This window comes from Chromatium okenii, from assembly GCF_002958735.1.
Taxonomy (GTDB): domain Bacteria; phylum Pseudomonadota; class Gammaproteobacteria; order Chromatiales; family Chromatiaceae; genus Chromatium; species Chromatium okenii_A.
Genome location: NZ_PPGH01000035.1, coordinates 589,885 through 603,574 on the forward strand (window position 1 = coordinate 589,885; position 13,690 = coordinate 603,574).

A 13,690-nucleotide genomic window follows, 5' to 3' on the forward strand; every position below is an offset into this window, starting at 1 on the left:
TGACAGGCAGTGTTACAGCAACCGCACTCCAGTAATCAACTCGGTCGCCCGATCCAACCAAGCTGCGAGAAAATCTGGAATGGATAAACCCAGCCACAACACCAGCCCTAAATGCAGCAACACCGGCAACATGTTGGCAGCGACGGGTTGCTGACCTTCGGGCGCTGCGCCGTACACCATCGGATGCAGGTGGCGAAACAGCCCAGCAAAGGCAATCGCCAATCCACTCACCAGCGCGACGGTAAACCACGGCTGCGTTTGCATCGTCGCCGTTAACAATAAGAATTCGCTGGTAAATACGCCAAACGGCGGAAAGCCCGCAATCGCCACCACGCCGAACAGCAGCGACCAGCCCACTGCCGGTTGGGTGCGAATTAACCCACGAATGCGCTCAATGGCTTGCGTTCCTGCAATGTGCGTGGCGTGACCAACGGTGATGAAAATCGCTGATTTGGTTAAGGAATGCACCAGCATGTGCAGCAGTGCGCCGAAGGTGGCGAGCGGTCCGCCCAGCCCAAACGCAAAGGTCATCAGTCCCATGTGTTCAATCGACGAATAACTGAACATGCGTTTGATGTCGCGTTGACGATGCAGAAATAGTCCGGCGACGGTAAACGACACGAGACCAAAACCCATCAGCAGCGATCCCGCCAAATGCGGCGTTGCCGTTGTCGCCAGCGAGCCGTCCACCAACATTTTCAGTCGCACCACTGCGTACAACGCGACATTGAGCAGCAGCCCGGATAACACGGCGGACATTGGCGTTGGGCCTTCGGAATGGCATCGGGCAGCCACTGGTGCATCGGAACCAAGCCCACTTTCGTGCCGTAACCGACTAATAAAAATACAAAAGCAATGCGCATCACGGTTGGATCGAGTTCGTGAGCGCGTTCGTACAACAGGCTCCACGTTAATCCGGCGCTGGGATCGGTGACGACGTGCTGGGCTGCGAAGTAGGTCAACACCGTTCCGAACAGCGCCAACGCGATGCCAACTCCGCATAAAATAAAGTATTTCCATGCTGCTTCGACTGCTTCGGGAGTGCGATACAGCGAGACTAAAAGCACCGTCGCCAGCGTTGCGCCCTCAATTGCCACCCATAAAACGCCGAGGTTGTCAGTCGTCAACGCCACCAGCATGGTGAGCATGAACGCCTGATACATGCTGTGATAAACCCGCAAACTGCCTGCGCTGATTTTGCCGCTGGCGCAGACATGGCGCATGTAAGGTCTTGAAAAAATTGAAGTCGTAACGCCGACAAAGGCAGTTAACACCACGAGATAAACGTTAAACGCATCGACGCGAAAATGCGCTCCAGCAATCACTCCATCGGTTGCCACCTGCCACGCCAGCCACACTGCCGCGCCGAGCGTCGTAATTGACACTGCCAGATTGAACCAACCTGCCCACGCTGGCGGACGAATCAGCGCCAGCAGCAAACCACCAAGCAGTGGCGTCAGTAGCATCAACAGCAGCGCGGTCATAAATTCCCCCCTTTGGAAAAGGGTGGTTGGGGGGGATTTTCCACCTCAGTCAACCGATTCAAGCGATCGACATTCAGCGAATCAATGCTCTCGCGGATTTGAAAAAAGAACACGCCAAACAGCACCATCGCCACCAATACGTCAAATGCGACGCCCAGTTCCACCACCAGCGGCATTCCCGCCGTGGCCGAGACTGCGGCGAGAAACAGCCCATTTTCCATGGACATAAAGCCCAGCACCTGCGCGACTGCCTGCTGCCGAAACACCATCATCAGTAAGCCAATCAGCACCACTGCCAAACTCACGGCGATGATATTGCGGGTAAATGCCAGCTCCTGCGCCACCATCGGTTCCACCAGCCAGTAGCTGAAAATCACCAGCAGCACCGCCGCCATAATCACCAACGCTGGGTGAGACAGCAGTTCGGTATGCCGCGACAATTCCAGTCGCCGCGCCAGCCGATGCAGCATCCACGGAATCAGCAAGCCTTTGAGCGCCAGCGTTAATCCCGCCGAAAAATAAAGGTGATGGGCGCTGCCAGCTAAACCGACGACCAGCGTCACGGCAGCGACCAACACGCCTTGCCATGCGAAAGCGTGAATGGCAGCGACCAATCGCGCCTGCGCCAGCAATACGAAGGATAAAAACAGCGCCAGCGCGGCGAGCAGGAGGATGATTTGTTGCAGCAGTGATAATTGCGTCACGCGCCCAGCTCCAAAATGACATGGCTTAACAAGCCCAATAGCGCCAGCAGCAATGCCAAATTGAGAAATGCTGGGACGCGAAACAGTCGCATTTTTGCCAATCCAGTTTCCGCGACTGCCAGCACTGCGCCCAGCACCATCAGCTTGATGACCACTGCGCCCAGTCCGAGCAGCAGCGTCAACGGTGCGAAATCCTGACCCACGCCCCACGGAAAAAATACGTTGGTAATCAACACGCCGTACAGCAGCAATTTGAGCTGCGCGGCCCATTCCATCAGCGCCAAATGTCGCCCGCTGTATTCCAACAGCATCGCCTCGTGCACCATCGTCAATTCCAAATGCGTGGTTGGATTGTCAACCGGAATCCGTCCGCATTCCGCCAGCGCCACCAGCAGCAATGCGCCGAGTGCGAATAAATACGATGGGCGCAACAGAAACCCGTCGGCCAAATGATGCGCCATCACGCTGACCAAACTGGTGCTGTGCGCGGTCATCGCCAGCGTGAACACCGCCATCAGCATCGCCGGTTCCGCCAGCGCCGAAATCAGCATTTCCCGCGATGCGCCCATGCCGCCAAATGCCGTGCCTACGTCCATTCCCGCCAGTGCCAGAAAAAACCGCGCCAGCGCCAATAATCCAACCAAAACAATAATATCGGCAATCTGCGCAATCGGCAGATCGAGCGTCACCAGCGGCACGGTCGCCGCCGCCAGCCACGTCGCCACAAACACGATATACGGCGCAGCGCGAAACAGCAGCGACGCGGTGTGCGGCACTCTAATCTCTTTAATCAATAACTTGCGCAGGTCGAAATAGGCTTGCAGCAGCGGCGCACCGCGTCGGTTTTGCAGCCGCGCTTTGACTTTGCGCACCCAGCCAATCAGCAGCGGCGCGAGTGCGACGTAAAGCACGGCTTGCAACAGCGCAATTAGCCAAGTGACAACGGTCATGCGGGTTCTCCATCGTCTCGCTCCACCCTTGGGAAAAGGGGGGCTGGGGGGGATTGTTCTCCGGCGAAATAAGCCGTTAAAAAATCATCGAAATTCAGATCGTCCGCTGCTTCAATCGCCCGCTGTTTGGCGTGTGATTTCGCTGCCAATTGCACAAATTCAGCTTGACGTTCTGCTGCCAGCGCCGTTGCCTGCAACTGTTGACGATGCTGTTCCGACCAGCGCAGCGCGAATTCTGCAAAGCTCTCACCGTGCTGGCGCAGCGCGTCGAGAATCTGCGCCGAGGGCGTCAATTCAGGATCGGCGATTTTTTCGCGCTGGCGCCGCAAATTACGTGACCGCATTCCGCCCGCTGCGCCGTCGAGCAATTCGGCGACTGCGCACATTTCGGTCAGCATTTCCGTTGCCCAGTGTTGCAGCGAAACGGCGCGACGGTCGCGCTGTAATGCCAAACCCGGCTCGCGACCACGATGCGCGACAACGACTTGATTATCATCAATATCACGCCGTTCGCGGGCGTTGATGCGCGGACTGGGTTGCAGCAAACAGGTCAACATCAGCGTGTCGAGAAACAGCAGTTGCTCGCTACCGACGCCGACCGGCTCAAAAATGTTCACATCCAGCGAGCGCAGTTCGACATAGCGAATGCCGCGTCGCCGCAGCGCCAGCGTTGGTTTTTCCAACCAATGCGGCGGCTGCTTCGGACGCACCGTGCTGTAGTACTCGTTTTCGATTTGCAGCACGTTGGCGTTGAGCTGTTCATAACGCTCGCCAATTTTGATGCCGATGTCCTCATAACGCGGACAAGGCGTTTCAATCGCCCAAGTCAGGCTGCGCACATACGCATCGAGGCTGTCGTAATTGGCCTTGATGCCTGCGCCTTCTTCCTGTTTGTTTTGATAGCCGATGTCGCCCATGCGCAGCGAAGTGGCGAACGGATAACACAGCGTGTCGGCATCAAAACCTTGTAAATCAGTCGCTTGACCGGCGACAAAGCTGGCATCCACCACCGGCGATGCGCCAAATAAATACGGCACGAGCCAGCCAATCCGCTGCAAATTGCGAATCATGCCCATCTGCGCTTCGGCGCGAAATGCGGTCGCTGCATCAAGGGCAAGCGTTTGATCTTGATAAATATCCCAGAACGCATCGGCGAGGGAAAAGTTGAAATGCACTCCAGCGATGAGCTGCATCGTGCGTCCGTAGCGATTGCCCAGCCCGCGCCGATACGCGGTTTTCATGGTCGCGGCGTTGGAGCTGCCGTAACGCGCCAGCGGAATATGTTCGGCGTGGCGCAACCGACACGGCATACTGGTTGCCCACAGCCGTTCATCGCCAAGCTGTTGATAAACAAACTGATGAATCTCAGTCAGTGCCGCGAGTGCCGCGCCAGCATCGGCGAGCGGCGGCGTGATGAGTTCGATGAGCGCCTCAGAAAAATCGGTGGTGATCTGCGGATGGGTAAACGCTGCGCCGAGGGTGAACGGGTGCGGCGTGGTGGCGAAGTGCCCGTCTGCCGTCACCCGCAACGCTTCTTTTTCCAAGCCGATGCGATTGCCGCGCAACGCTGCCGTGCCACCGGCAGCAATTAACTGCGTTGAAATCCCCCCTAACCCCCCTTTTACAAAGGGGGGAACAGGAGAAAGTTCACCTGTCGCAAAGGGGGGAACAGCAGCAAGCCCCTCTTTTGCAACGGTGGACGCAGCGGAAAGCCCCCCTTTGAAAAAGGGGGGTTGGGGGGATTTCATCAAAGTGAGATCGTTGTTCATCACCGCATCACGGCTTGTTGCGGCGCTGGCGCTCCGCGTTCCAGCAAAATGCTATCAATCACGATCCGCGCTGCCTCTTCAATTTCAATCCGCGCAATCGCTTTGCGCTCCACTTCCAGCGCGTCTTCATCAATTTGCTCGGCATTTTCATCGACTGGTGTAATGCCGCGCACCCGCAGATAACGCTCCCGATCGGTCTTAAACGCCTGTTCACGCTGTTGATTTTCTGCCCGACGCTGGCTTTCCCGCAGCGAAACTTCGGTTTCGGTGTCGATGTCATGCAGCATCTTGCTGCGTTCGGTCAGCATTTTGAATCCAGAGTCTTGGGCAATCCGCGCCGCAGATTGACGGCGTAATTGGTCAAGATTGATTAATTTGCTGGCGTGGTAATCAGCGGGTTTGATCTGCGTCCACGGCAGCGCGTGGTCGAGTGACCGTTCGCCGTGTTCATTGAGATTGCTGGCGCTGGGAAATTCAATATCTGGCGTGACGCCGTGAAGTTGCGTGCTGCCGCCGTTGATGCGGAAAAACTCCGCCATCGTCAAACGCAGTCGTCCCAAATCGCCGTGTTCACCGGGAACGTAGCGGTTGAGATCAATGAGCGTTTGCACCGTGCCTTTCCCGAACGTCGGTTCGCCATAATCAAACCGCGTCCGTGATCTTGAATTGCGGCAGCGAAAATCTCCGACGCTGAGGCACTGTCCCGATCGACGACGACCGCCAACGGTCCGGTGTACGCCGCACCCGGATCGGTATCGGCTTCGACTTCAATTTTGCCGAACGCATCCTTGACCTGAACGACTGGTCCGGTGTCGATAAACAAGCCGGTAAGCGAAGTCGCTTCCGCCAGCGAACCACCGCCGTTGCCGCGCAGATCAATCACGATTCCCGACACGCCCTGCGCCCGCAGCTCCATGATCAATTGCCGCACGTCGCGGGTGGTGCTGCGGAAATTTTGATTGCCAGCATTTTCGCCCTCGAAATCTCGATAAAACGCTGGAATTTCAATGACGCCGATTTTGGTATCGGGCGCATTTGCCAGTTGATCGACGACGAAACTTTTAGCGGCTTGATCTTCTAATTTGATTTCGTTGCGCACCAACGTGATTTCGCGGGTGCGGTTCGACGTGCCGGGCGCTTTGGACAGCAATTGCAAGCGCACCACGGAACCTTTGGGACCACGAATTTTGTCCACCACATCTTCCAAGCGCCAGCCGACGACATCTTCCATTGCGCCATCCAGTCCTTGTCCCACGCCAACATTTGATCGCCGGAATGAATTTGCCCAGATTCCCGCGCTGGCCCTCCGGCGACGGTGCTTTGTACGACGGTGTATTCGTTATCGCCGCGCAACACTGCGCCGATGCCTTCCAACGACAATTTCATACTGATGTCGAAATTAACCGAGGTATCTGGCGACATAAAACTGGTGTGCGGTTCCAGCGTCTGCGTGTAAGCGTTGATAAAGGTTTGAAAAATATCATCGCCTTTGAATTGGTGAATGCGCCGCGCCAGCCCGTCGTAGCGTTTTTGCAACCGCTCGCGGATTTCAGCATCCGGCTTGCTGGCCAGCCGCAATGTGAGAAAGTCGTTCATCACCCGCTTGCGCCACAGTTCGTTCAGCTCTGCTTCGCTGTCAAGCCATTTTTTATGTTTAGGATCAACTTCATAAAACAATGTTCGATTGAAATCGAATTGCCCTTTTAACAGTTGCAGCGCGTGAGCAACCCGTTCATCAACGCGCATTCGATAGACGCGAAACACATCAAATGCAATTGCCAAATCGCCGCTGCGCAACTGCTCGGCGAGTCGGCGGCTGCCGGTTTCAAAACGTTCGATATCATGCGCTTGAAAAAATGCGCGGCTGGGATCAAGTGCTTCCAGATATTTTTCAAACACTTGCTGCGCAAATTCATCATCCAGATTGACTTTGCGGTAGTGATACCGCTCCAGCACCTTGTTGATAACGACCACTGATTTAGTTTGCCCCGCTCCCGGAAACAGTTCCGATAACGGCACCGGGCGCGGCGTCGCCCAGCTCGTCGTCGTTGCTACCAGCAGCGCTGCAAAAAAGAAAACGCGGTTAAAACTTTGTTTCATAATAAATTCTCAAATTTTTAGTTGTCAGTTGGCAGTGGTCATTCACAACACCAATCACTGATAACGATTAACCGCCAACGCAAACCATCAGTTTTAGCTTGTTTGCGCCGATACAAATCAGTGCGGCGACTCACGACGCGATCCACAAATAGTAACCCGTCAAGGTGATCCATTTCGTGTTGGACGGCGCGGCTTCATAGCCTTCCATTTCAAATTCATGCACTTGACCGTCGCCGTCCTGCGCTCGCAGCCGAATTGCCGTTGCTCGAATCACGTTGCCAGTGTAATCCGGCACCGATAAACAACCTTCGCGCCCGACTGCGTGACCTTCCCAGTGCACGATTTCAGGATTGACCAGCACGAGATAACCGTGATTTGGTGTTTTCGGTCGCCCCGACACGTCCACAATCACAATCCGCTGAAAATAATCGACCTGCGGCGCAGCAATGCCAACTGCCGACGGTCCAGCTTGGCGCGTGGCTTCTAAATCAGCGATGAAGTCGTGCAACGCAGCATCAAATTGCGTCACCGGTTCCGACATCTGTTTGAGACGTGGATCGGGAAGTTTCAAAATCTCCAGAATTGCCATGACTTAACCAATCATCAGTTCAAGCGGCGCCACCGTCACCGCCACGCCCTGCGCGATCAACGGCGCGAGTGCCGTCTCCAGTGCCTCGAGCGGTGCGGCGCAAAATCCTTGGATATTCATCAGATAGAGCGGCTGCGCCAAATCGCCAGCGACATCCGAATCCAGTTCTAAAATGTTAAACCCCTGTGTCGCCAAAATCGCCGTCACTTCGGCGACGATCCCCGCCCGATCCGCGCCGTTGACGCGCACCTGAAAATTTGGCACCTGATGCTGGTGTAATTCGCCGTGCACCGGATCGACGTGTACCCGCAAACCCAGCGCCGTGCTGACTGGCGCGAGCGCCGCCAACATCGCTTCGGTAGAAAGATCGCCGCTCACCATCAACATGATGGTGAAATTGCCGCCGAGCCGAATCATCGACGCCTCGCCGAGATTGCCGCCGAGTTGATACAGCGTGTGCGTCACCTGCGCCACGATGCGGGCGGTCGACACCACCAAGTCAACATATTCCAAGCCGCCATCAGTTATTTCTCCGGTTAATTCTGTTGGTTATGCTAAAAATAGCGTTGTAGGGAATGCTGTGTTGACAATCTAACCTTAGCGTCATATAAAGATTGTGGTTCCAACAATTCGTCTATCGAGGCTATTTTATGAATATCAGCGACATTTTAATTCACATTACCGACAATCTAAATGCGCAACAGTGCGCGGAGTTAGAACAGGCACTGCGGCAAATTGACGGCGTCATTGCCCCGCGTTTTACTCCAGAGAAAGCGCATTTATTGACCATCGCATTCAATCCTGATTTAACGAACAGCGCAACGCTATGTGCACAAGTTCAATCCTTTGGCTATACCGCGCAATTGATCGGTATTTAAGCACAATGAAAACCGGTGCATTTAAAAAAATTGGTGAAGTGGTTGAATTACTTGGCACAACGCCACGAACACTGCGGTTTTATGAAGCAGAAGGATTAATTTCTAGTCGGCGCACGGCGGGCGGAACTCGTTATTATTCTGATGCGGATATTGCGCGGTTTAGTGCCATTTTACGGTTGGCAAATGCGGGAATTCCGCTGCATTTAGTCAAAACCATTGCGACCACACGAGAACACTATGCAACCGGCGCAGAAAGCAGCCATGCCATTCATACGCTATTAACGACATTGCATGAACAGGTCAATGCACAAATGGCGTTATTAACGCAGTTGACAGCAGATTTATCATTTGCTGCAACCACTTTGGAATCCTGTTTTCACTGCGGGAATGCGCCAACGCGCAGCGGTTGCCCAGAGTGTTTGGTGAATCAACGGCTCGATGCTTCTGAATTGCTGAATCTCATTTGGGAACAAGAGCTTAATTAACTTGCTGCGCCAGCCAAATGACACTCGCCATGCGCCCAGTGATTCCGTCACGGCGATAAGAAAAAAAGCGGTCTGGCTGTGAAAAAGTGCAGTTACCGCCGCCATAAATCCGCTCAATTCCCAACCGCTGCAAACGCTGCCGCGCCAGCAGAAATAAATCCGCCTGCCAGCGCGGCAGCGTCACCGTGCTGTTGGGGCTTGGCTGAAATGCACCCGCCGCCGCTGCATCGTTGGTCACAAACCGCTCGCGCACTTCATCGCCAACGATAAACGCCGTAGCGCCAATTGCTGGGCCAAGCCACACCAGCATTTGCTCTGGCGGCAGCGCCAGCGTTGCCACTGCCATTTCAATCACGCCATCCGCCAGCCCGCGCCAGCCGGCATGAACCGCTGCGACGCTCGTGCCGAGTTCATCACAAAACAGCAGCGGCAAACAGTCGGCAGTCATTACTGCGCACACCGCGCCCGATTCCCGCGCCAGCGATCCATCTGCTTCACAGTTTTGCTGCGCTGGGCTGGCGGTGACGATGGTGCAACCGTGCACTTGGTGCAGCCAGCACGGTTCGGCGGGCAACTCCAATTCAGTACGCAGACGGGCGCGATTGGTGGCAACGTCGGCTGGCGCGTCGCCGACGTGATCGGCCAGATTCAAGCTGGCAAACTCGCCGCTACTGACACCGCCGCTGCGCGTGGTGGAAAACGCGCGCACTCGTGACGGTGCTGGCCAATCAGGTTGGATCAGTTCCACGCGCTGCCTCCTGTTGCAATAGTTCCAACAGCGCGGTGATGTCGGTCGCTTGCGGAATTTCCCACTGCATCGGCTCGCCGCTGGTCGGATGGATTAAGCCCAACCGGATCGCGTGAAGTGCCTGACGCGGAAAGGTTTGCAGCGCGGTCGTCAGAGCTGGCGCACAGCCTTTGGGTGGACGCGGGCGGCTGCCGTAAACGTGATCGCCAACCAGCGGAAAATGCAGATGGGTGAGATGAACGCGGATTTGATGGGTGCGCCCAGTTTCCAGTTCCACCGCCAGCAGCGTGTGTCCGGGGAGCCGCGCCAGCACCCGATAGTGCGTCACCGCTGGTCGCCCGTGCGCGACAACTGCCATCCGCAGCCGCTGCGTGGGATGACGACCGACTGACGCCTCAATCCGTCCACCAGCGACGACTTCGCCAATCACCAGCGCCCGATATTCGCGGTGCACTTCTCGCGCCTGCAACTGTTCGACCAGCGAGCGATGCGCGGCGAGCGTTTTGGCGATAACCAATAAACCGCTGGTGTCTTTGTCCAATCGGTGAACGATGCCAGCGCGGGGAATGGTCGCCAACGCTGGCGCGTAATGCAGCAGCGCATTTTGCAACGTGCCGTCGGGATTGCCCGCTGCCGGATGCACCACCAAACCGGCAGGTTTATTGATGACCAACAACGCGGCGTCTTCATAAACGACATTAAGCGCGATGTCCTGCGCGATGCAGGTGTCACTGACTGCGAGCTGGGCATCAACGCGGATCGCATCGCCGCACCAGACTTTGTCGCGGCAACGGCGCGGTGCATCGTTGACCAGCACTTGCCCGGCGTCGATCCACTGCTGCAAGCGGCTGCGGGAAAATTCCGGCAGCAATGCGGCCACTGCTTGATCGAGCCGAGCGCCCGCCAGTGTGGCGTCAACCGCAACGTGACGTTGCACAATTTCCACAACGTTGGCGCTCATGCCGACACCGCACGGGAATGAATGCCTTTGGTTATACTGCACATAATTTCAAACCGGTATCCTTTGGTTGTTATGCCACAAACGTTAATACGACTATCCATGCTGTTACTCGCTATCGCGCTCGCTGGCTGCGGAGTGTTTGGCAAGGAAATCGACCCCACCGAGGGCTGGAGTGCAGCCAAACTCTACGCCGAAGCAGCGGCTGAATTGGATTCCGGTAATTACGCCAAAGCGGTCGAACTTTACGAAAAGTTGGAAGCGCGTTATCCGTTCGGTCGTCACGCGATGCAGGCGCAGCTTGATGTTGCTTATGTGCACTATCGCGCCGAGGAGCCGGAAGAAGCGATTGCCGCAGCGGATCGCTTCATCAAACTCTATCCGCAAAACCCGTTTGTTGACTACGCCTACTATCTCAAGGGCATCGTCAACTACAACCGCAGCGTGGGTTTTCTCGACCGCTACATTCCGATGGATGCTTCCCAGCGCGATCCCGGTTCGGCGCTCGATGCGTTCAACGACTTTTCCGCACTGGTGGAAAAATTTCCCAACAGCAAATATGCCGAGGATGCGCGGCAGAGGATGCTGTATTTGCGCAACAATTTGGCACAGCACGAGGTCAACGTGGCGCAGTATTACATGCGACGCGACGCCTATTTGGCAGCAGCAAATCGGGCGAATTATGTGATTGAGCACTTTCAACGCACCAGTGCAGTGGAAGCGGCGCTTGAAGTGCTGATTGAGGCGTATCGCGCCCTCGACAAGCCGGAACTTGCCGCTGACGCCAAGCGCGTGTTGGAACTGAATCGCCAAGCCGGACGCTTGACGGCAGCGCAACCCAAACCAGAAAAGGTCGATCTTGCTCGCAAACTGTGGGAGTACTTCAGTCTCGACGAGAACTAAACGCCGCCAGCGGTTAAATCGCCGCTTCGTCTTCCTCGCCGGTGCGAATCCGCACCACCCGCGTGACTTCTGAGACAAAAATCTTGCCATCACCAATTTTGCCGGTTCGCGCCGCAGTGGTAATGGCATTGATGCAGTCTTCTACTTGATCGTCCGCCAACACCAGTTCGATCTTCACCTTCGGCAGAAAATCCACCACATATTCCGCACCGCGATACAGCTCGGTGTGACCTTTTTGCCGCCCAAAGCCCTTCACTTCAATTGCGGTCATGCCGGTGATACCAGCGGCAGACAGCGCCTCGCGCACATCATCCAACTTGAACGGTTTAATGACAGCTTCAACTTTTTTCATCAGATTGTGCTCCGTTGTGATTCGTGACGACTGCAAGCCGGAAAGTATAGCGATTTGACCGCATGATAAATAACGCCAATCCGCAACGCTGCCGTTAAAAACCGCTGGTGATGGGATAACGGCGATCACGCCCAAATGCTCGGGTTGAAATCCGCACGCCGGGTGGAGATTGCCGCCGTTTGTATTCGTTGCGATCCACCAAGCGCGTCACGCGCCGCACGATTTCTTCGGGATAACCCAGCGCGACAATGCTGTCAACACTTTGATCTTCTTCGATATAACGCTGCAAAATCACGTCCAACACGTCATACGGCGGCAGACTGTCTTGATCGGTTTGATCGGGGCGCAATTCCGCCGACGGTGGGCGCGTCAATACTCGCTCAGGAATGACGACTGCTGGCGTGTTGCGATACCGCGCCAGCCGATACACCAGCATTTTGGGCACATCTTTGAGCGGCGCAAATCCGCCCGCCATGTCGCCGTACAGCGTGGCATAACCAACCGCCATTTCGCTTTTATTGCCGGTGGTTAACAGAATGCGTCCGGTTTTATTGCTGATCGCCATCAGAATCACCCCGCGACAACGGGCTTGGATATTTTCCTCGGTGACATCAATCGGTTGCCCGGCAAAACTCGGTGCGAGTAGCGTCAAAAAGGCCTGAAATGCTGGCTCAATCGGAATCGTCTGGGTTTTCACGTCCTGCAACTGCGCCTGTTCTAACGCATCAACGTTGCTCATGTCGGCGGTGTAGCGCGAGGGCATCAGCACTGCTTCCACCCGCTCTGCACCCAGCGCATCCACCGCAATTGCCAGCGTCAATGCGGAATCCACGCCGCCAGATAATCCGAGCACTGCGCCGCTAAACCCGTTTTTGTAAACGTAATCGCGGACTCCGAGCACCAGCGCGGCGTAGATCGTCGCTAATTCATCAAATCCAAATCCCCCCAACCCCCCTTTGCTAAAGGGGGGCTTTTCTTTCTCCCCACTTTGAAAAAGGGGGGCGGGGGGGATTTCTCAATCAAGCCGTTATCCGCGACCTCAACTGTCAGTGTTGTTTCCACGAAACCGGCAGCCCGCGCCACGATTTGCCCGCTGCGATCCACCACGAATGATGCGCCATCAAACACCAATTCATCTTGTCCACCGACCAAATTGGCGTACACAATCGCCACACCGTGATCAATGGCGCGTTGCGCGACCATCGCTTCACGTTCAGCGATTTTGCCAGCATGAAACGGCGACGCATTGAGATTCAAAATAATTTGCGCACCAGCCGCTGCTGCTTGGCGCGTCGGCGCATCCTGCCAAATGTCCTCACACACACTCAGCCCGAATTTAATGCCGCAATGTGTAAACACGGTCGCCGTCGTGCCCGGCTGAAAATAGCGTTTTTCGTCGAACACGCTGTAATTGGGCAACTGTTGTTTGGCATATTCGGCAATCACGACGCCATCGCGCAGCACTCCAGCGACATTGAACAATCCGGTGGCGGTGCGCAGCGGATAACCCAGCACCAGCGTGATGCCATTGATTGCATTGCGAATTTGTGTCAGCGCGGTTTCCACGCGCTGCATGAATTCTGGGCGCAACAGCAAATCCTCTGGCGGGTAGCCGGTGAGCGCAAGTTCGGGAAACAGCAGCAAATCTGCACCAGCTTCCTGCGCTTGGGCAGCAGCAGCAATGATGCGCGTAGCGTTGGCAGCGACTGCGCCAACCACGGGATTAAATTGGGCGATTTGAATACGACAAGTCACGCGGATGCTCCGAAT

12 protein-coding genes and 4 pseudogenes are annotated in these 13,690 nt (G+C 55.8%); 3 read left to right on the forward strand and 13 right to left on the reverse strand.

Annotated elements, in window-relative coordinates:
- Window positions 1–12 precede the first annotated feature (12 nt).
- The 9 genes and pseudogenes from CXB77_RS11125 to CXB77_RS11155 form a co-directional block, all read right to left on the reverse strand.
- A pseudogene (locus CXB77_RS11125) lies at window positions 13–1,484 on the reverse strand (hydrogenase 4 subunit F).
- Entirely contained in the window at window positions 1,481–2,188 is a 708-nt protein-coding gene (locus CXB77_RS11130; RefSeq protein WP_105073925.1) for a formate hydrogenlyase, read from the reverse strand. The pseudogene CXB77_RS11125 and the gene CXB77_RS11130 overlap by 4 nt, the downstream one beginning before the upstream one ends.
- Window positions 2,185–3,138, reverse strand: a complete 954-nt coding sequence (locus CXB77_RS11135) for a respiratory chain complex I subunit 1 family protein (RefSeq protein ID WP_105073926.1) — start codon at window positions 3,136–3,138, stop codon at window positions 2,185–2,187. The genes CXB77_RS11130 and CXB77_RS11135 overlap by 4 nt, the downstream gene beginning before the upstream one ends.
- Entirely contained in the window at window positions 3,135–4,907 is a 1,773-nt protein-coding gene (gshA, locus tag CXB77_RS11140) for a glutamate--cysteine ligase (protein WP_242445642.1), read from the reverse strand. The genes CXB77_RS11135 and gshA overlap by 4 nt, the downstream gene beginning before the upstream one ends.
- Window positions 4,907–5,446 carry a carboxy terminal-processing peptidase gene (locus CXB77_RS23860; RefSeq protein WP_431520723.1) on the reverse strand — a complete coding sequence of 180 codons (540 nt, stop codon included), beginning with the start codon at window positions 5,444–5,446 and terminating at the stop codon, window positions 4,907–4,909. Before CXB77_RS23860 ends, gshA begins: the two co-directional genes overlap by 1 nt.
- Window positions 5,441–6,102, reverse strand: a pseudogene (locus CXB77_RS23865) (S41 family peptidase); the annotation flags it as partial. The pseudogene CXB77_RS23865 and the gene CXB77_RS23860, both read right to left, overlap by 6 nt.
- Window positions 5,985–7,007: a hypothetical protein gene (locus tag CXB77_RS23870; RefSeq protein ID WP_347338112.1), complete on the reverse strand. Its 1,023-nt coding sequence runs from the start codon at window positions 7,005–7,007 to the stop codon at window positions 5,985–5,987. The pseudogene CXB77_RS23865 and the gene CXB77_RS23870, both read right to left, overlap by 118 nt.
- 38 nt (window positions 7,008–7,045) lie before the next feature.
- Window positions 7,046–7,596, reverse strand: a pseudogene (gene def / locus CXB77_RS11150) (peptide deformylase).
- Between the two features lie 3 nt (window positions 7,597–7,599).
- A complete protein-coding gene (locus CXB77_RS11155) occupies window positions 7,600–8,091 on the reverse strand; it encodes a glycine cleavage system protein R (RefSeq protein WP_242445666.1) in 492 nt (163 codons plus the stop codon).
- Window positions 8,092–8,246: 155 nt separating this feature from the next.
- On the opposite strand from CXB77_RS11155, the gene CXB77_RS11160 reads away from it, so the two are divergent.
- Window positions 8,247–8,474, forward strand: coding sequence for a hypothetical protein (locus CXB77_RS11160; RefSeq protein ID WP_105073928.1), 228 nt, complete (start codon window positions 8,247–8,249; stop codon window positions 8,472–8,474).
- Window positions 8,475–8,479: 5 nt separating this feature from the next.
- A complete protein-coding gene (locus tag CXB77_RS11165) occupies window positions 8,480–8,959 on the forward strand; it encodes a MerR family transcriptional regulator (protein WP_105073929.1) in 480 nt (159 codons plus the stop codon).
- Here the strand turns inward: CXB77_RS11165 and pgeF are convergent.
- Both pgeF and rluD read right to left on the reverse strand, forming a co-directional pair.
- Window positions 8,952–9,707: a peptidoglycan editing factor PgeF gene (gene pgeF, locus CXB77_RS11170; RefSeq protein ID WP_105073930.1), complete on the reverse strand. Its 756-nt coding sequence runs from the start codon at window positions 9,705–9,707 to the stop codon at window positions 8,952–8,954. The genes CXB77_RS11165 and pgeF overlap by 8 nt on opposite strands.
- Complete coding sequence (gene rluD / locus CXB77_RS11175; RefSeq protein WP_105073931.1) at window positions 9,688–10,668, reverse strand: 23S rRNA pseudouridine(1911/1915/1917) synthase RluD; 981 nt, start codon at window positions 10,666–10,668, stop codon at window positions 9,688–9,690. The genes pgeF and rluD overlap by 20 nt, the downstream gene beginning before the upstream one ends.
- 72 nt (window positions 10,669–10,740) lie before the next feature.
- Between rluD and CXB77_RS11180 the strand changes: the two genes are divergently transcribed.
- Complete coding sequence (locus tag CXB77_RS11180) at window positions 10,741–11,568, forward strand: outer membrane protein assembly factor BamD (RefSeq protein ID WP_105073932.1); 828 nt, start codon at window positions 10,741–10,743, stop codon at window positions 11,566–11,568.
- 13 nt (window positions 11,569–11,581) lie between these two features.
- Here the strand turns inward: CXB77_RS11180 and CXB77_RS11185 are convergent, their stop codons facing one another.
- Both CXB77_RS11185 and CXB77_RS11190 read right to left on the reverse strand, forming a co-directional pair.
- Window positions 11,582–11,920, reverse strand: coding sequence for a P-II family nitrogen regulator (locus tag CXB77_RS11185; protein WP_105074060.1), 339 nt, complete (start codon window positions 11,918–11,920; stop codon window positions 11,582–11,584).
- A 94-nt stretch (window positions 11,921–12,014) separates the two neighbouring features.
- Window positions 12,015–13,675: pseudogene (locus CXB77_RS11190) on the reverse strand (NAD+ synthase).
- Window positions 13,676–13,690 lie beyond the last annotated feature (15 nt).